Source organism: Marivibrio sp., assembly GCF_040218065.1.
Lineage (GTDB): Bacteria > Pseudomonadota > Alphaproteobacteria > UBA8366 > Aestuariispiraceae > Marivibrio.
Genome location: NZ_JAVJQE010000013.1, coordinates 1 through 17,918, shown reverse-complemented (window position 1 = coordinate 17,918; position 17,918 = coordinate 1). Strand labels below are relative to the sequence as shown.

Here is a 17,918-nt window from a genome sequence, read left to right as displayed (position 1 = left end):
GACAGACCCCTTAGAGTGCGCATCATGCTAGGATTTCTAGCACTACGATAGGCGCGCCGTCCTTACTTTCGACGCGTCGTGCGCAAGGCCCGCCGTCCGACGAAAAGGCTTTTGCCCGCGCCGCGCCCGCGTGCTACACCCCGCCGGCCCGGAAAACCGGGCTTTTTCGTCTCGCCCCCGATGCGAACAGCCCGCAGGATCAGCGCATGTCCGTCGTCACCCGTTTCGCCCCCTCGCCCACCGGCTTCCTCCATATCGGCGGCGCGCGTACGGCGCTGTTCAACTATCTCTACGCGCGCCGTCACGGCGGCCGATATCTTCTGCGGATCGAGGACACCGACAAACAGCGATCCACTGAGGAAGCGATCGCGGCGATCCAGGACGGGCTCGCTTGGCTCGGTCTTGAGGGCGACGCGCCGCCCGTCTTCCAATCCCAGAACGCCGAGCGCCACGCGGCGGTCGCCGAGAAGCTTTTGGCCGAAGGCATGGCCTATCGCTGCTATTTGAGCCAGGAAGACCTGGACGCCCAGCGCGAGGCCTGCCGGGCCGAAGGCCGGCCGGTGCGCATCCGCAGCCCGTGGCGCGACGCCGACCCCGCCGACGCCCCCGCCGACGTGAAGCCGGTCGTGCGCGTGAAAATGCCGCAGACCGGCGAGACCACGATCGAGGATCTGGTGCAGGGGCCGGTGACGATCGGTCACGATCAGATGGACGATTTCATTCTGCTGCGCGGTGACGGGAGCCCCACCTACATGCTGTCCGTCGTGGTGGACGACGCGGATATGGGCGTGACGCATGTGGTCCGCGGCGACGACCATCTGACCAACGCCTTCCGGCAGCACCACCTCTACCAAGCCTGCGGCTGGAGCCCCCCCGCCTTCGCGCACATTCCGCTGATCCACGGGCCGGACGGCGCGAAGCTCTCGAAACGTCACGGCGCGCTGGGCGTCGACGCCTACCGCGAGATGGGCTATCTGCCCGAGGCGCTCAAGAATTACCTGCTGCGTCTCGGCTGGGCGCACGGCGACGATGAGGTGATCTCGGAGGCGCAAGCGATCGAGTGGTTCGATCTGCCCCAGGTGGGACGCTCGGCCGCGCGTTTCGACTTCGCGAAGCTGGAGAACTTGAACGGCCACTATATGCGCGAGGCGGACGACGACAGGCTGACCGATCTGACGGTCGAGCGGCTGGGGCGCGATCTCGCCGTGGATGCGGACGCGGTGCGCCGCCTGCGCGCCGGCATGGCGGGCCTGAAGGCGCGCGCCAACACGCTCGCCTATCTGGCGGAGAGCGCGCGCTTCTACGTCGAGCGGCCGCGCTTCCCATTGGAGAATCCAAAGGCCGCGAAGCTGCTGCAGGGCGACGGCGCCGCAATCGCGCGCGAGGCCGGCGAGGCGCTCGCCGATATCGACGACTGGAGCGAAGAAGCCCTCGAAGCGCGGCTGCGCGCCATGGCGGAGGACAAGGGGCTCGGTTTCGGCAAAGTGGCGCAGCCGCTCCGCGCCGCAATCACCGGCTCCAACGCCTCGCCCGGCATCTTCGAGGTGATGGCGATACTGGGTCGCGATGAAGTGCTCGCGCGCCTTACGGAAACGCCGGATCACGAATGATAACATAGGGTTGGGCACCCTTCCTCAGGGCGGCTTATTCTTGGATTGTGCAGTGCGGCACTAGCGGCTATTGTCCCGCGCACGCTGCCGGCGGCCCGTATTTCGCGGAAGCGGGAGCGGACATGCTCCCGCACCGGACGCCGACCGACCGAAGGCAGCTTCGGACCGCATAATCACCTCTGAACGAAAGGGGCCGAGCCATGACCGACGCACCGAAGAAGATTTTGAAGCTCAGCGATCCGGAGACGGGCGACAACTGGGATCTTCCGGTCATCAGCGGGACGACGGGCCCCGACGTCATCGACATCCGCAAGCTTTACGGCCAGACCGGCTATTTCACCTACGATCCCGGCTTCACCTCGACCGGCTCCTGCGACAGTCAGGTGACCTACATCGACGGCGATCAGGGCGTGCTGCTGCATCGCGGCTACTCGATCGAGGATCTGGCGGAGCACTGCGACTTCATGGAGGTCTGCTACCTCCTGCTGCGCGGCGAATTGCCGAACGCGGCCGAGAAAGCGCAGTTCGAGACGACCATCACCTATCACACGATGGTCCATGAGCAGATGATCAACTTCTATCGGGGCTTCCGGCGCGACGCGCATCCGATGGCGATCATGGTGGGCGTGGTCGGCGCCCTCAGCGCCTTCTACCACGACAGCACCGACATCAACGATCCCGAGCAGCGGATGATCGCCTCGCACCGATTGATCGCCAAGATGCCGACGATCGCGTCGATGGCCTACAAGTACTCGGTCGGACAGCCGTTCATGTATCCGCGCAACGACGTCAGCTACGCCGAGAATTTCATGCGCATGACCTTCGGCGTGCCGTGCGAGGAGTATCAGTGCTCCCCCGCCGTCGCCCGCGCGATGGACCGCATCTTCATCCTGCACGCCGATCATGAGCAGAACGCCTCGACGTCCACGGTGCGCATCGCGGGCTCCTCCGGGGCCAACCCGTTCGCCTGCATCGCGGCCGGCATCTCCTCGCTTTGGGGGCCGGCGCACGGCGGCGCGAATGAAGCGGTCCTGAACATGCTGAATCAGATCGGGGACAAAAAGAACATTCCCGAATATCTGGAGCGCGCCAAGGACAAGAACGACCCCTTCCGCCTGATGGGGTTCGGCCACCGGGTCTACAAGAACTACGACCCGCGCGCCAAAGTGCTGAAGAAGAGCTGCGACGAGGTTCTGGAAGAGCTCGGCGTCAACGATCCTCTTCTGGAACTCGCGCAGGAGCTGGAGCAGATCGCGCTCAACGACGACTATTTCGTGGAGCGCAAGCTGTTCCCGAACGTCGACTTCTATTCGGGCATCATCCTGAAAGCGATCGGCTTCCCGACCAGCATGTTCACCGTCTTGTTTGCGTTGGCCCGGACCGTCGGCTGGGTCGCCCAATGGAACGAGATGATCACCGATCCGAACCAAAAGATCGGCCGGCCGCGCCAGCTCTACACCGGCCCCACGAAGCGCGAGTTCACGCCGATCGACAAGCGCTGAGCGCGCTCCCGCCGGACAGGAAAGAAGGCCGCATCCGGTTGCGATGCGGCCTTTTTCTATGCGCGCCCGCCGGGAAGGGCGCTGCGGGCGAGGGTTTCCAGGACGGCGTCGGCAGCCGCCAGACTGGGAAGCCCCTGAGCCGGCGCCAGGCGCTGGAGATAGGGCTTCAGCGCCGCCTCCTGCTCGCGGCCGCCGCCGTCTAGAAATCCGGCCAGATCCGCGGCCAGAACGTCCGGACGACAGCGGCCCTGCAGGCGCTCAGGCACGATCTCCCGGCCCGCCATGATGTTGCACAGATGGACGTGATCGACGGCGGTCATTCGATCGATCGCCCAGAAGGTGATCGGGTTCAGGCGATAGGCGATCACCGTCGGCGTCCGGGCGAGCGCGAGTTCGAGCGCGACCGTGCCGCTTGCCGCCAGGGCCGCGTTGGCGGCCGCCATGACGTCGTACTTGCGGCGCGGGTCGCGCACCACATCCACCGGCGCCGGCCAGTCGGCGACGGCGGCCTCGATCTCGTCCGCGAGATAGCGAACGCTCGGCAGTGCGACCCTCAGATCCGGCCGGCCTTCGGCCAGCCGCGCCACGGTCTCGCGGAAGACCGGCAGCAGGCGGCGCACCTCGCCCCGCCGGCTGCCCGGAAGCACGCACAGAAGCGGGGTCTCGGGTCCAAGACCGCGGGCCGACCGGTACCCGATCCCGTCGCCCTGGTCAGCCCCGCTTTCCAGCACCGGGTGGCCGACGAACGGAGCCTCCAGGCCGACCGCCTCGAAATAGGGCGGCTCGAACGGCAGGAGGCACAGCAGCCTGTCATAGCGCGCCTTGAAGGCGTGCACCCGCTTAGGCTTCCAGGCCCAGACGGTCGGCGCGACATAGTGGATCGTCGTTCCCTTGAAGTCGGAGAGCCGATCCACGACGCGTTTGGAGAAACCGGGGGAGTCGATCGTCACCAGGGCGGCCGGCGCCGCAGCCTCGACCGCAGCGGCGGTCTCCGCGATGCGGCGTTTGAGACGGCGGGCGTGCGGCAGAACCTCGAGGAACCCCATGACGGAGAGCTCCTCCATCGGGAACAGGCTCTTCAACCCTTGCGCCGTCATCATCGGCCCGCCCACGCCGGCAAAGCGCACGCCGCCGCCGGTGCGCTCCTTCAAGCCGGCCATCAAGCGCGCGCCGATGGCGTCGCCGGAACTCTCGCCGGCGGTCAGGAAAATCAGCGGCCCCTCGCCCGGCACGGTATCCGCCCCCTCCCGATTACGCCTGGTCGAGCGGCGGCATCGCGAGCAAAAACAGCCCGGCGGCGTCCGCGATCTCAATCATCCTGTCGCGATCGACCAGCAGGGTTCGTCCCGCCTCGACGGCTACGCCCCGCAGACCGGCGTCGCGGGCGCGCTCGATGGTGCGCGGGCCGAGCGTCGGTCGATCGGCGCGCATTTCCTGGCCGGTTTTCGCCGCCTTGATCAGCACGCCCCCGGGCCCCTCCCGCTTTAGGGCCGCACAGCGCTCGATCAGCGCATCCGTGCCTTCGATGGCTTCGACGCCCAGCACGAGCCCCTCCTGCACGACCACGGCCTGCCCCACGTCGGCGGCGGCCAAGGCCTTAAGCACCGCGCGACCGCGCAGAACGTCGCTTTCCGCGGCCGCGTCGGGCGCATGGCGTCCCAGCAGGCCTGGCTCAGGCGACAGATCGGTCAGGATCTCCTCAACCCCGACGACCCGGAACCCGTGTTCGCTTTCCAGATAGGCGATCACCGCGCGCAGCAGCCCGTCGTCGCCGAGCGCCTTTGCGCCGATGCGGGTCAGAATCTTGAGCGCGGCGGCGTCCGGGCGCATCGCCGGCAGCGACGGGCGCTTGACCGGCCCGACCATGCATAGGTCTTGGATCCCCTCCGCTTGCGCGCGCTTCAGATATTCCCCGGCCGCCCCGAGGCGCACCCAGCAGTGCGGGACGTCGTCGAAGAGCCCCTCCTCGGCCGCGCCTTTCAACGCGAAGACGAAGACCGGCCGGCCCTCCGCCAAGCAGCGATCGACCACCCGGCGGGGCAATCCGCCGCCGCCGGCCACAACGCCAAGCTTGCGCGGCGCGTCGATTTGCGCAGAGCGTCGGGAGGCGTCAGCCGCCATTTCCGGCCGCACGCGGCTGGGTCACGCCGCGCCCGGCGTCCCCGCGGATGAAGCGAACCAGGTCGCCGACCGCCTGTGCATCGGGATAGCGCGCGGCAATGGTCTCGACGCGCTCGGCCAGGGTCCCCGAGTCTTTACCGCCCGCGAACAGCGTCTTGTAAGCGGCTCGCAGCGCGTTGATCTCATCCTTCGGGAAGCCGCGGCGCTTGAGACCGATTAGATTGAGGCCTGACAGGGCCGCCCGCTCCCCCATGACCGAGCCGAACGGAATGACGTCCTGCTCCACGCCCGACATGCCGCCGATCATGGCGTGATGGCCGATGCGGACGAACTGATGCACCGCCGAGAGCCCGCCGATGATGGCGAAGTCGCCGACCGTCACATGACCGGCGAGCGTGGCGTTGTTCGCCATGATGACGCCGTCGCCGACCTGACAGTCGTGGGCGACGTGGGCGCTGACCATGAACAGACAGCCGTCGCCCACCTTGGTGAGCATGCCGCCGCCCTCGGTGCCGGGATTCATGGTGACGTATTCGCGGATGACGTTGCGCGCGCCGATCTGCAGCTCAGACGGCTCGCCCTTGTATTTCAGGTCCTGCGGCGGAAGTCCGATCGACGCGAACGGATAGATCTCCGTCCCCTCGCCGATCCGGGTGCGGCCGTCGACGACCACATGCGCGCGAAGCCGCACGCCCTTCGCCAACGCGACGTCCGGACCGACCACGCAATAGGGCCCGACCGAGACGTCTTCCGCGAGTTCGGCCTCGGGGTCGACAATCGCGGTCGCGTGAATATCGGCCATCAGCTGTCTCGAATCATTGCAGAAAATTCGGCCTCGGCGACGAGCTTATCCTCCACGTAGGCCTTGCCGGAAAACTTCCAGACCATGCCGCGGTGATGCTTGCGCTCGACGCGGACCTTCATCACGTCGCCCGGAACGACCGGACGCCGGAACTTCGCCTCCTCCACCGACATGAAGTAGACGAGCTTGCCCTCGCTTTCAGGGCCGAGGCTGGTGACCACCATGACCCCGGCGGCCTGCGCCATGCACTCGACGATCAGAACGCCCGGCATAATCGGCTTCTGGGGGAAATGGCCCTGGAAATGAGGTTCATTGATCGACACGCACTTGACGGCCAGCGCGTAGTCGTACGGGACGACCTCCTCCACGCGATCGACAAGCAGGAACGGATAGCGGTGCGGGATCCGCTCCATGATCTTCAGGATGTCGATGTCCTTAACCGCCGCCGCTTGGCCGTCAGTCTGATCTTCCGCCATGGTCCCGATCATTCTTCGTCTTTGTTGTTGCGTCCTTTGCCGCGCGATTGCGCGACCATTCGCGCCACCAGGGCGTTCGCCCGATGCCAATCTCCGATCGGCATGGCCGGCACCCCGCCGACCTTCGCGCCGGCCGGCACGTCGCGCCAGGCGCCGCTCTTGGAGGCGAACTGCGCGCCGCGCCCGACCCGCATATGCGGACCGATGCCGACCTGACCCGCGGTGACGACGTAGTCTTCCAGAACCGCGCTGCCGGCGACCCCCGTCTGTCCGCACAGAACAGCGCCGCGCCCGATCTTCACGTTGTGCCCGATGTGCACGAGGTTATCAATCCTGACGCCGTCGCCGACCTCGGTGTCGTCGCTCATACCCCGGTCGATCGAAGTGTTGGCGCCGATCTCGACGCCGGTCCCGACCACCACCCGGCCGAGCTGCGGCACGTCGATATGGCCGCGCTCGTCCATCGCGAAGCCGAAACCGCGCGTCCCGATGCGCACGCCGGCCAGAATCCGACAGTCGCTGCCCACCAGACAGAAGCTCAAGCTCACATTGGGGCCCACGCGGGTGCGCGCGCCGACGACCACCCCGGCCTCGACCACCGTGTTGGCCCCGATCCAGACATCGTCGCCCAGTTCGACGCCCGACTCGATGACCGCGCCCGCGTCGATGCGCACGCCAGAGCCGATTTGCGCATCCTCGGCGACGACGGCGCTGGGATGCACGCTGGGCGTCACCGCAGGCTCTGGATAGAACATCTGAACCGCCAACGCGAAGGCGCGATAGGGCGTTTCGGAGATCAGCCGCAAACAGCCTTCCGGGGCCCGATCCGCGTAAGCCGATTTGATGAAAACGGCGCCCGCCGCGGTTTGGGAAAGCGCGGAGAGATACTTCACATTGTCGAGGAAGCTGACGGTCTGCGCGTCGGCGCCGCCGAGCGGGCCCGCATCGGTGAATACGCGCCCTCCCTCCGCTTCGGCGACAAGTCGCGCGCCGGCCCGTTCCGCAAGCTCGGCGGCCGTGAAGGGACCGACCTTCCGGAAGAAACGAGGATCCGGCACGCCGCCCTCTCGCGATCAGTCGGCCGCGCCGACGTCGGGCAGCTGGACGCTCGAGATCGTCTCGTTCAGGCGCTCGAGCGCTTCGTCGCTGATCGACAATTCGTCATGCGACATGACCACCGTTCTCTCTTGCGGCGAGTTGCTGAAGATCAGATTCAAATCGCGCTCGCGCGCGATCTCCGTAACGACTTCGCGCAACGCCTCGCGGATCTGCCCTCGAGCGGCCGCATAGGCCTTGTCCAGCGCCTGCTTGCGCTCCTGGGCCGTGCGTTGCAGCTCTCCGACCCGACGGTCGAACTCCTGCTTCTTCTGCTGAAAGGCCTCTTGCGAGAGGATCGTCCGTTGCTGCTCGAGGTCGCGCCCCTCTTGTTCGAGCGCGCTCTGCCGCTCGCGCAGCTCGGACTGATAGCCGCTCAGCAGCTGTTCGAATTGGGTGCGCAACGATTGCCAGGCGACCGAATTACGTTCGACGCGCTGAACGTCGATGACCGCGATTTTGGCGGCCGGCACGTCCTGCGCCGTCGCGGCCGCGGTCCAAAGCAAAAGCGCCGCACAAGCGACGGAGACGCCGCGAAGCGCGCGGATAGGGTTTACCATCAAAACCTCGTGCCGAAACTGAAGCGGAATATCTCGGTCTTGTCGAAGTCCTCTTTCACGACCGCCTGGCTGAAATCCACCCGCACGGGCCCGAACGGCGAGCGCCAATTGAGCCCCGTGCCGACGGAGGCGCGCACGCTGCCCGTGTCGCGCACGTTCGCGCCCGACTCGTCCACGCTGGTGAGCGTGCCGACGTCCGTGAACAGCGCGCCGGTCACGCCGAACTCCTCCGGCAAGCCCAGCGGAAAGGTGAACTCGGCCGTGCTGCTGGCGAACTGATTGCCGCCGAGCGAATCGTCCGTCGCGATGTCGCGCGGCCCCGCGCCGCTGCTCTCGAAGCCGCGCAGATTGTCGCCGCCGAGGAAGAAACGATCCTTGATTCGCGTGTCGTCCTCGCCCCACCCCGCGAGATGGCCCACTTCCGCGCCGACGGACAGGCGATAGTCCGTTGCGAGCGGGAAGTAGTAGGCGCCGCGCACCGTCGTGCGGAAGTAATTCACCGTACCGCCGACGCCGGCGAGATCGTTGCCGAGTTCGACGAAATACCCGTCCGTCGGGTCCACCCGGGAATTGCGCTGATCGTAGATCAACGACTGACCGACGGACGACACATAGTCGGTGCCTTCCTGTTGCTTGACGAAGCGCGACGCGTCATCGCCGACGTTCTCGACGATCTCGCGAGCGAAGCGATACCGAAGGCGCTGGCGCCAGTCGCGTGTGATCTCGTAGGCGGTGCGCAAACCGAAGCCGGTCTCCTGACTGTCGAACGACGCCTCATCCTGATTGTCGCGCAGCGTATGGAACAGGTCGAATCCGGCCGAGAGCTGCCGATCCAGGAAGTACGGCTCGGTGAAGCTCAAATCGATGCTCTGACGCGATTGCGCCAGGGTCGTCGAGAGGCGCAAATCCTGACCTTTGCCGAGCAGGTTGCGTTCGCGAATCGCGAATTCGGCCAATGCGCCGACCTGGGTCGAATAGCCGGCGCCGATGTTCAATTGGCCGGTCGATTGCTCCTCCACGTCGACCTGCACCACCGTGCGATCCTGTTCGGAGCCCGGCACGTTGTTCACCTCGACCTGCTTGAAGAAGCCGAGATCGGAGATGCGCTGGCGCGAGCGACGCAACCTCGTGGCGTTGAAGGCGTCGCCCTCGACCAGCAGGAACTCGCGCCGGATCACCTCGTCCTCGGTGCGCGTGTTGCCGCGGATCTCGATCCGCTCGACATAGGTGCGCGGCCCGTCAAGCACCTCGAAGGTGATGTCGATGGTCTTCTCGTCGCGGTTCCGATCCACATTCGGTCGGACCTCGATGAAGGCGTAGCCCTGATCGCCGACCAACTCGGTCAGCTGCAGAACCGTGTCTTCGACGGCGTTGGCATTGTACCAATCGCCGCTCTCAAGCTCGATCGATCGCTGCAGCGGCTCGGGGTCGACGTCGGGAATGCGTGAGATCACGTCGAACTCGCCGAACTGGTAGCGCTCGCCCTCTTCGATGGTGAAGGTGACGAAGAAGTTCTCGCGATCCTCGCTCAACTCGGCCACGGCCGACACAACGCGGAAATCCGCAAAGCCTTCGGCCAGGTAAAAACGGCGCAGCAATTCGCGATCGAAGGTCAGACGATCCGGGTCGTAGACGTCGGCGCTGGATAGAAAGCGGTACCAGCGCGATTCCTTCGTCTGGATTTCCTCCCGCAGCGCGCTGTCAGAAAAATAGCGGTTGCCGATGAAGCTGATCTTCTCGATCCCCGTCAGCGGCCCCTCGTCGATCTCAAAGACCAAGTCGACGCGGTTGTCGCGCTGCTGGATGACCTTGGGATCGACGGTGGCCGCAAACCGGCCGCTGCGGCGATACAGGTCCAAAATCCGCCGCACATCGTTCTGCACCGCCGTCCGGGTGTAGACCAGACGCGGGCGCAGACGCACCTCGCTGTTCAGCGTCTCGTTTTCGATCCGCTGATTGCCCTCGAAAGCGATCCGATTGATGATCGGATTCTCGACGACCTCGACAATCAGCGTCCGGCCTTCGACCGCAATCGCGACGTCGGCGAAATAGTCGGTGGCGAACAGCGCCTTCAGCGCTTCATTGATCCGGTTTGCGTCGATCGGATCGCCGGGCTGCAGACCGATATAGCTGCGCACGGTGGCGGGCTCGATGCGCTGGGCGCCGCGAACTTCGATCTCCTCCAACACGGGCTGACCGGGCTGAACGGCCGGGCTGTCGCTGCGGCTGTCGGGCGCCGCGCCTTCCGAGGGCGCAGGCTCGATGATGGTCGGAGCGGAGGACTGCGCACGGGCCTCGTCCAGCGGCGAAAGCGTTCCCACGGCCGCCCCGACCGCAAGCGCGAACGCTGCGACGGCGAACGACCGAAGTCGCCGCGCACACGTCGTCTCCGTCAGGACTTTCCCTCCCGCGGTCGCACTCAAAACCGAACTCCTCATTCACTCGCCGCGTCGCGCCGATCGGTGCTGGGCGACCAGACGATCTCTCCCGAATCAACCGCGCCCCGCCGCTGCGGCGAGGCTCGGTTTTGAATCAAAGAAAGGACGGATCGTCAAACCCTTACGGATTCCTCAGGTCGCGATACTCAGCACGTCGTTGACGGTGATGAATATCATGAGCATGAGCAGCAAGGCCAGCCCAATTCTGAACGCCCATTCCTGCGCCTGCTCTCCGACGGGTTTACCGCGCACCGCCTCGATCGCGTAAAAGGCGAGGTGGCCGCCGTCCAGCATCGGGATTGGAAACAGATTGAGGAGACCGAGGTTGATCGACAGCAGCGCGGTGAAGGTGATCAAAGATAGAACGCCAAGCTGCGCCACATCGTTCGACATCTGAACGATCTTCACCGGCCCGCCCATATCGTCGACGGAGCGCTGTCCGAAAATGATCTCGCCGACCGCCTCGAGCGTCATCACGGTCAATCGCCAGGTCTCCGTGACGCCGCCCCAAAGGGCCGTCGCCGGCCCTTGACGCTCGAAGCTCGTCACCGGCGCGGTGACGCCCAAGAGATAACTCGTCTCCTCGGCGTCCGGATCGCGCGGGCGGGGCGTCGCGGTGAGCGTCAGCCGCTCGCCCTCGCGCAGCAAGGTGAGGTTCATCGGCTCGCCCTCGCTCGCCGCCACGGCCGCACGCAGGTCGTCGAAGGTCTCGATCGCACGGCCGTCCGCCGTCAAGATGCGATCCCCCGCCTGCAGGCCGGCCGCCGCCGCGGCGGACCCCTCCTGGACCGCGCCCACGCCCTGGGCCTGGAAGTCGGCCGGCGTCGGTTTGCCGTGCGCCATATAAAGCGCTGCGAGCACCGCGATCGCGAAGAGGAAGTTCGCCATCGGCCCGGCGACCACGACGGCCGCCCGCTTGCCGAGCGGCTTGTGGGCGAAGGAGACGGCGCGTTCTTCACTCGTCAGCGGGCGCTCCACGCCGTCGGCGTCGGCGATCGCCTCGCCCTCGCCGAACATCTTCACGTAGCCGCCAAGCGGCACGAGACTGACCTTCCAGCGCGTGCCCGCCTTGTCCGTCCAGCCGAAGATCTCGCGTCCGAAGCCGATTGAGAAGACCTCGACCCGCACGCCGGCCCACCGGGCCACCAGGTAATGGCCGAGCTCGTGTACAAAGACCAGCACGCAGAACACGATGACCGCGTTCAGATACCCGATCGAGCCGAAGAATGCGTCCATACCGTCCTATCCCGATCCGCCGGCGCTTGAGGCCCGGCCGTTTCCACCGCTTCTATATAGGGGCCGCCGCCGCACGTTCGAGAGCGACGAGCCCGTCGACGGCCCGCGTTACGAGGTCGCGGGCGTGAGACGATCAATCGCTTCGCTCGCCCGGCGTCGCGCTTCTCCGTCGAGCGCGACCACCGCCTCGATGCTGTCCGGGTCGGCGGGCGCGGTTGCGCTCACCACGCGCTCGACCACCTCCGTGACGTCGAGGAACCCGATCCGCCCCTGCAGGAACGCGGCGACCGCCTCCTCGTTGGCCGCGCTCATCACCGGCGGCGCCCAGGGGCCGGCCGCCAAGGCTTCGCGCGCCAGCCGCAGCGCAGGAAACCGCGTCTCGTCCGGCGGCTCGAAATCCAACCGCGCCACCGCCGCGAGGTCGAGCACGGGGCTTTGCGTCTTCAACCGGCGCGGCCAAGCGAGCGCGTGCGCGATCGGAATGCGCATGTCCGGCGCGCCCAACTGAGCCAGGAAGGATCCGTCACTGTAAGCGACCATCGAGTGAATCACCGACTGGGGATGCACCAGGACCTCAATCTTTTCGGCCGGCATGGCGAAGAGGTAATGCGCCTCGATCACCTCCAGTCCCTTGTTCATCATCGTGGCCGAATCGACCGAGATCTTGGCCCCCATGTCCCAGTTTGGATGGGCGACGGCTTCGGCCGGGGTCACCTGCGCCAAACTCTCTCGCGGGCGGGTGCGAAACGGCCCGCCTGACGCGGTAAGGATCAGTCGGTCTATCGCGCCTCGGTTTTGCTCCTCGAAAACCTGGAAAATGGCGTTATGTTCAGAATCCACCGGCAGCAGCGTCGCCCCCGCTCTCGCCACCTCCTCCATCATCAGCCGGCCGGCGCTGACCAGCACCTCCTTGTTGGCGAAGGCGACCAACGCCCCGCGACGCACGGCGCTCAGCGTGGCTGACAGGCCGGCCGCGCCCACAATTCCGGCCATCAACCAGTCGGAGTCGCGCGCCGCCGCCGCCTCAAGACCTTCGGGGCCGGCCGCAACCTCGCACGGCGCGCCGTCAAGCGCCTGCTTCAACGCCCGATAGCGCGCCGGATCGCCGATCGCGACGAAGCGCGCCCCGAACCGCCGCGCAAGATCGGCCAGCACGTCGACATTGCTGTAGGCCGTCAGCGCCTCGACCTGGAACCGATCGGGCGCTTCGGCGATCAACTCCATCGTACTGCGTCCGACGGAGCCGGTGGCGCCGAGCACGCTGACCCGGCGCCGGGCGGACTGTTCGCTGATCATGGTCTGGACGTCCCCTCCCCTCGCGTCAGAACGGCGGCGCCGGCAGGTCGAGCCGGGGCGTCGGCGCACCGAGCGCCTGATAGAGCCAGAGCGCCGGCGCCGCCGTCAAATACCCGTCGAGCCGGTCCAACAATCCGCCGTGCCCGGGAATGAGCCGGCCCGAATCCTTGACGCCCGCGCGCCGTTTCGCCCACGATTCCAAGAGGTCTCCGCCCTGCGCGCAGACCGCCAGCGCCGGCGCCGCCGCAATCGCGGCGAGCGGCGTCGTTCCGGCCAATCCCAGAAGAGCGGTGGCCGCGGCCGCGGCCGCCATCCCGCCGATCAACCCCGCCCACGTCTTCTTCGGGCTAATCGACGGCGCGAGCTTTGGCCCCCCGACGGTGCGCCCGGCGGCATAGGCCCCGACATCCGTCGCCGTGATCAGCACCGCGAGCCAGAGGACGATCTCCGCCCCGCCGTCCCCGACGCGCAGGCCGTAGACGGCCGCGCAGGCGCCGACGATCAACGCGGCGCCGACGATGAACGCCGCCGGCGCGCCGCGCGTCAGACGCGCGCCCTCCCGCAGCATCAGCGCGCACGCCGATGCGACCAGGAGCATGAAGAACAGGCCGCCGATCCAAATCGCCGCGCCGGCCAGCGGCAGGATCACCGCGGCCGAGACGATGCGGGTCGGAAGGTTGCCCACCGGCCTACCGCCCGTTGGCGGTGGAGCCGAAGCGGCGCTCGCGACCGGCGAACTCATCCATGGCGGCGGCCAGATCGTCGGCGTCGAAGTCGGGCCAGAACTTGTCGATGAAGACCATCTCCGCATAGGCGCATTGCCAAAGCAGGAAGTTTGAGATGCGCTTCTCGCCGCTGGTGCGGATCAGCAGATCCGGATCCGGCAGTCCGGCGGTCGACAGGTAGCTGGAGAACAGCTCGTCATCGACCGCCTCCGGACGAAGCAGCCCGCGGTGAACGCTCTCGGCGATATTGCGCGCCGCCCGCGCTATATCCTGTCGGCCGCCGTAGTTGAGCGCGAGAACGAGGGTCATCGCGTCGTTCGACCCGGTCATCCGCTCCGCCTCGTCGATCAGCGTCAGGATGTCGGCCGCCAGCCCGTCGCGCTCGCCGATCATCCGAAACCGGATGTTACGGCCGTGCAGGTCGGCGATCTCGGACTTCAGATAGCGCCGCAAGAGCCCCATCAACTCGTCCACCTCGGCGCGCGGGCGCCGCCAATTTTCGCTGGAGAAGCTGTAAAGGGTCAGCACCTCCACCCCGGCCTCCCCGGCCGCCTTGATGGTGCGGCGCACCGCCTCGACCCCTTGGCGGTGACCGGCGACGCGGGGCAAGCCGCGCGCCCTCGCCCAGCGACCGTTTCCGTCCATGATGATCGCGACGTGGCGTGGGCGCGGCTCGTCGCCGGAGTCGTATGAGCTGTGCGAAGCGGGCATCGAAACCCCCAGGAAGGAAGAGCGGTGCGGGAGCCGGAAGACTGCGGGCCTTGCAGGCGTGAGGCCTCAGACCTGCATGATCTCCTCTTCCTTTTCGGCCAACACCCCGTCGACCTCCGCGATCGTCTTGTCGGTCAGCTTCTGGATCTCGTCGGACGTCTTTCGCGCCTCGTCCTGGCCGATGTCGCCGTCCTTTTCCTGCTTCTTCATCGAATCCATGCCGTCGCGGCGGACGTTGCGGATCGCGATCCGGGCCTGTTCGGCGTACTTGTGCGCGACCTTGATCAAATCCTTGCGACGCTCTTCGTTCAATTCGGGAATCGGGATGCGGATGACGTTGCCTTCGGTCTGCGGATTGAGGCCGAGCTCCGACTCGCGGATCGCCTTCTCAGTCGCCTTGATGTTGTTGATGTCCCACACGGTCACGGTCAGCATCCGCGGCTCCGGGACGCTCACGGCGGCCACCTGGTTGAGCGGCATGTCCGAGCCGTACGCGGACACGCGCACAGGGTCGAGAAGCGACGGCGACGCGCGCCCCGTCCGCAACCCCGCCAGCTCCTTGCGCAGGGCGTCGACCGCGCCCTGCATGCGCCGCTCAAGATCCTTCAGCTCGCTCGCCATGATCCAGGCCTTCCTTCCATCCGGCGCCCGTCTCCGCCTGACGGTCCCGCCCCGACGGGCGGGCTCGGCGAGGGACGCTCTTGCGTGATTCACCCGCGCTCGACACCGCGCGCGAGTCGAGGCGACTCGGCCCCTGAAACGACCGACGCGGCGTTATATCACAAACGCCGCGCCGGCAAAGCCCGACGCCGCGCGCCGGACGATCCTCGGTTAAGGACGAACGGGCTCAGCCCTTCATCGCCGCCGCAACCTCGGCGGCGAAGTCGTCTTCCTGCTTCTCGATGCCCTCGCCCAGGCGATAGCATTCGAAGGCCTTCAGCGTGATCGGAGCGCCGGCCTCTTTTTCCGCCGCTTCGACGACCTTGGAGACCTTGCTCTCGCCGTCGATCATGTAGATCTGCTCGAGCAGCACGACCTCTTCGTAGTACTTGCGCAGGCGACCCTCGACCATCTTCTCGATGATGTTTTCCGGCTTGCCCGAGGCGCGGGCCTGCTCGGTCAGCACCTCGCGCTCGCGCTCGAGCGCCGCCGAATCGACGTCCTCGGTGGTCAGGAACTCGGGCTTCGCCGCCGCGATATGCATGGCGAGGTTGCGCCCCAGCGTCTCCAGGGCCGACTTATCGCCGGTCGACTCCAGCGCCACCAGCACGCCGATCTTGCCGAGGTTCGGCTTCATCGCGCTGTGGATGTAAGAGGCGACGACGCCGTCGGAGACGCTGAGCGCATTGGCGCGGCGGAAGGCCATATTCTCGCCGATCGTGGCGATCTTATTGGTGAGCTCTTCCTCGAGCGTGTGGGCCTTGCCGGGATACTCGGCCTTCAGGATCTTGTCGGCCGCGCCGTCATGGGCGAGCGCGAGCTTCGCCGCGGTCTCGACGAACTCCTGGAAGGTCTCGTTGCGCGAGACGAAGTCGGTCTCGGCGTTGATCTCGACGATCGCGCCCTTGGCCCCTTCAGTCGCCACGGCGACGAGCCCTTCGGCCGCGGTGCGGCCCGACTTCTTGGCGGCCTGGCTCAGGCCCTTCTTGCGCAGCCAGTCGACCGCGGCCTCAAGGTCCGCGTCGGTCTCGGCCAGCGCCTTCTTGCAGTCCATCATGCCGGCTCCGGTCTTCTCGCGGAGCTGCTTGACGAGGGAAGCGGTGATCTCGGCCATCGAATGTCTCTCCAATTCGCATGTCGTTCGGGCGCCCGGGCGGCGGGAAGCCCCTCGCCCGCCGGCGCCGCGCTCAATCGGGGCAGGCTTTACCAGCGGAAGGCGACGGCGCGGTTACACGCCGACCGGTCGGAACCGATCCGGCGCCGCGCCGTCGCGCGCAGCGGCTTCACGAGCCGCCGGCGGCCTCTTCCTTCTTCTCTTCGGGCTGATCCTCGGCGGCCTTCTCCTCGAGGGAGGCGGTCGCCTCGGCGGGGGCCGCCTGCGCGGGCTCCTCCGCGGCCGGCTCCTCGGCCGGCGCGGCCTCGGACGCCTCGACGCCGATCTCCGCCGCCGCCGCGATTTCGGCCGACGCGTCGCCCTCGGCCAGCGCGGCCTCAGGCGTCGGCTCGGCCTGCTCGCCGACGTCGACGCCCGCGGCGCCCATCGACTGCTGCAGGCCGTCGAGGACCGCGCCCGCCATCAGATCGCAGTAGAGATTGATCGCGCGCATCGCGTCGTCGTTGCCCGGGATCGGGTAATCGACGCCGTCGGGATCGCTGTTGCTGTCGACCACGGCGCAGACCGGGATGCCGAGCTTCTTGGCCTCCTGGATCGCGATCTGCTCCTTGTTGGTGTCGATGATGAACAGGATGTCCGGCGTGTTGCCCATCTCCTTGATGCCGCCCAGCGCGCGCTCCAGCTTGTCGCGCTCGCGGTCGAGGTTCAGGCGCTCTTTCTTGGTCAGGCCCGTCTCGTCCTTGGACAGCAGCTCCTCAAGCTCCTTCAGGCGCTTGATCGAGTGCGAAATGGTGCGCCAGTTGGTCAGCATGCCGCCGAGCCAGCGGTGATTGACGAAGTACTGGCCGGACTTGAGCGCGTTCTCGCGCACGATCGACTGCGCCTGGCGCTTGGTGCCGACGAACAGCACCCGGCCGCCGGCGGCCGCGATGTCGCGCACGGCTTCGAGCGCACGGTTCAGCATCGGCACCGACTGTTCCAGATCGATGATGTGGATGCCGTTGCGCTCGCCGAAGATGAAGGGCTTCATCTTCGGGTTCCAACGCCGCGTGGTGTGGCCGAAATGGACGCCGGCTTCCAGCAGCTGGCGCATGGTAAAGGTAGGGGTGGCCATCGCGATGGCTCCTTTCTTCTCCGGTTGATCCTCCACGGGGGCGAAGTGACCGGGTCTTCCCCGGCACCGGATGGAGCGACGACTGATGGCGACGCCGCCCCGCGCATCCCGTGTGCGTGATGGCGCGGGGTATACGCCTGTGGAAAAGGCTTGGCAAGGGGGCCTCAATGGGGGACAGCGCCCTTCCGGCGCCCCCGCGAAGGCGGGGGCCTCCGGCGGAGCGCTCTTCAGGCTGCGCGCGGGTTTGCGACAGGTCCCCGCCTGCGCGGGGACTCCGATGGGACGGGACAGACCCTTCCGGCGCCCCCGCGAAGGCGGGGGCCTCCGGCGGCGCGCTCTTCAGGCGGCGAGCGGATTTGCGACAGGTCCCCGCCTGCGCGGGGACTCCGATGGGACGGGACAGACCCTTCCGGCGCACCCCGCGAAGGCGGGGGCCTCAGGCGGCGCGCTCTTCGGGC

15 protein-coding genes and 1 pseudogene are annotated in these 17,918 nt (G+C 67.0%); 2 read left to right on the top strand and 14 right to left on the bottom strand.

The genetic code is table 11. From position 1 onward, the window contains the following. The first annotated feature begins 206 nt into the window (after positions 1–206). Both gltX and gltA read left to right on the top strand, forming a co-directional pair. A complete protein-coding gene (gltX, locus tag RIB45_RS12070) occupies positions 207–1,610 on the top strand; it encodes a glutamate--tRNA ligase (protein ID WP_350050529.1) in 1,404 nt (467 codons plus the stop codon). 200 nt (positions 1,611–1,810) lie between these two features. Beyond that, entirely contained in the window at positions 1,811–3,112 is a 1,302-nt protein-coding gene (gltA, locus tag RIB45_RS12065) for a citrate synthase (protein WP_350050528.1), read from the top strand. A 56-nt stretch (positions 3,113–3,168) separates the two neighbouring features. On the opposite strand, the gene lpxB is transcribed toward gltA, so the two are convergent. The 14 genes and pseudogenes from lpxB to rpsB all read right to left on the bottom strand — a co-directional run. Further along, positions 3,169–4,344 (bottom strand): lipid-A-disaccharide synthase, encoded by a 1,176-nt coding sequence (gene lpxB / locus RIB45_RS12060; protein ID WP_350050527.1) that lies wholly within the window; start codon positions 4,342–4,344, stop codon positions 3,169–3,171. Positions 4,345–4,363: 19 nt separating this feature from the next. Further along, entirely contained in the window at positions 4,364–5,233 is an 870-nt protein-coding gene (locus RIB45_RS12055; RefSeq protein WP_350050526.1) for an LpxI family protein, read from the bottom strand. Continuing rightward, positions 5,223–6,035, bottom strand: coding sequence for an acyl-ACP--UDP-N-acetylglucosamine O-acyltransferase (lpxA, locus tag RIB45_RS12050; protein WP_350050525.1), 813 nt, complete (start codon positions 6,033–6,035; stop codon positions 5,223–5,225). The genes RIB45_RS12055 and lpxA overlap by 11 nt, the downstream gene beginning before the upstream one ends. Further along, positions 6,035–6,523: a 3-hydroxyacyl-ACP dehydratase FabZ gene (gene fabZ, locus RIB45_RS12045; protein WP_350050524.1), complete on the bottom strand. Its 489-nt coding sequence runs from the start codon at positions 6,521–6,523 to the stop codon at positions 6,035–6,037. Before fabZ ends, lpxA begins: the two co-directional genes overlap by 1 nt. Continuing rightward, entirely contained in the window at positions 6,520–7,569 is a 1,050-nt protein-coding gene (gene lpxD, locus RIB45_RS12040; protein WP_350050523.1) for a UDP-3-O-(3-hydroxymyristoyl)glucosamine N-acyltransferase, read from the bottom strand. The genes fabZ and lpxD overlap by 4 nt, the downstream gene beginning before the upstream one ends. Positions 7,570–7,584: 15 nt before the next feature. Then, positions 7,585–8,166, bottom strand: coding sequence for an OmpH/Skp family outer membrane protein (locus RIB45_RS12035; RefSeq protein WP_350050522.1), 582 nt, complete (start codon positions 8,164–8,166; stop codon positions 7,585–7,587). After that, complete coding sequence (bamA, locus tag RIB45_RS12030; protein WP_350050521.1) at positions 8,166–10,487, bottom strand: outer membrane protein assembly factor BamA; 2,322 nt, start codon at positions 10,485–10,487, stop codon at positions 8,166–8,168. The genes RIB45_RS12035 and bamA overlap by 1 nt, the downstream gene beginning before the upstream one ends. A gap of 249 nt (positions 10,488–10,736) precedes the next feature. Next, positions 10,737–11,840, bottom strand: a complete 1,104-nt coding sequence (rseP, locus tag RIB45_RS12025; RefSeq protein ID WP_350050520.1) for an RIP metalloprotease RseP — start codon at positions 11,838–11,840, stop codon at positions 10,737–10,739. A 108-nt stretch (positions 11,841–11,948) separates the two neighbouring features. After that, complete coding sequence (locus RIB45_RS12020; protein ID WP_350050519.1) at positions 11,949–13,136, bottom strand: 1-deoxy-D-xylulose-5-phosphate reductoisomerase; 1,188 nt, start codon at positions 13,134–13,136, stop codon at positions 11,949–11,951. 25 nt (positions 13,137–13,161) lie between these two features. Next, the gene (locus tag RIB45_RS12015) at positions 13,162–13,821 is read right to left on the bottom strand and encodes a phosphatidate cytidylyltransferase (RefSeq protein ID WP_350050518.1); all 660 of its coding nucleotides are present in this window, start codon (positions 13,819–13,821) and stop codon (positions 13,162–13,164) included. 4 nt (positions 13,822–13,825) lie between these two features. Next, positions 13,826–14,572, bottom strand: a complete 747-nt coding sequence (locus RIB45_RS12010) for an isoprenyl transferase (RefSeq protein WP_350050517.1) — start codon at positions 14,570–14,572, stop codon at positions 13,826–13,828. 66 nt (positions 14,573–14,638) lie between these two features. Then, a complete protein-coding gene (frr, locus tag RIB45_RS12005) occupies positions 14,639–15,193 on the bottom strand; it encodes a ribosome recycling factor (protein ID WP_350050516.1) in 555 nt (184 codons plus the stop codon). A gap of 226 nt (positions 15,194–15,419) precedes the next feature. Beyond that, positions 15,420–16,346: a translation elongation factor Ts gene (gene tsf / locus RIB45_RS12000; protein WP_350050515.1), complete on the bottom strand. Its 927-nt coding sequence runs from the start codon at positions 16,344–16,346 to the stop codon at positions 15,420–15,422. 331 nt (positions 16,347–16,677) lie between these two features. Beyond that, positions 16,678–17,460, bottom strand: a pseudogene (gene rpsB / locus RIB45_RS11995) (30S ribosomal protein S2); the annotation flags it as partial. Positions 17,461–17,918: the final 458 nt, after the last annotated feature.

Coding starts and splice junctions, on each gene's coding strand:
- gltA (WP_350050528.1), top strand. CDS start 1,811: ATGACCGACGCACCGAAGAAGATTTTGAAGCTCAGCGATCCGGAGACG.
- RIB45_RS12020 (WP_350050519.1), bottom strand. CDS start 13,136: ATGATCAGCGAACAGTCCGCCCGGCGCCGGGTCAGCGTGCTCGGCGCC.
- RIB45_RS12010 (WP_350050517.1), bottom strand. CDS start 14,572: ATGCCCGCTTCGCACAGCTCATACGACTCCGGCGACGAGCCGCGCCCA.
- frr (WP_350050516.1), bottom strand. CDS start 15,193: ATGGCGAGCGAGCTGAAGGATCTTGAGCGGCGCATGCAGGGCGCGGTC.
- rseP (WP_350050520.1), bottom strand. CDS start 11,840: ATGGACGCATTCTTCGGCTCGATCGGGTATCTGAACGCGGTCATCGTG.
- tsf (WP_350050515.1), bottom strand. CDS start 16,346: ATGGCCGAGATCACCGCTTCCCTCGTCAAGCAGCTCCGCGAGAAGACC.
- RIB45_RS12055 (WP_350050526.1), bottom strand. CDS start 5,233: ATGGCGGCTGACGCCTCCCGACGCTCTGCGCAAATCGACGCGCCGCGC.
- gltX (WP_350050529.1), top strand. CDS start 207: ATGTCCGTCGTCACCCGTTTCGCCCCCTCGCCCACCGGCTTCCTCCAT.
- lpxA (WP_350050525.1), bottom strand. CDS start 6,035: ATGGCCGATATTCACGCGACCGCGATTGTCGACCCCGAGGCCGAACTC.
- RIB45_RS12035 (WP_350050522.1), bottom strand. CDS start 8,166: ATGGTAAACCCTATCCGCGCGCTTCGCGGCGTCTCCGTCGCTTGTGCG.
- fabZ (WP_350050524.1), bottom strand. CDS start 6,523: ATGATCGGGACCATGGCGGAAGATCAGACTGACGGCCAAGCGGCGGCG.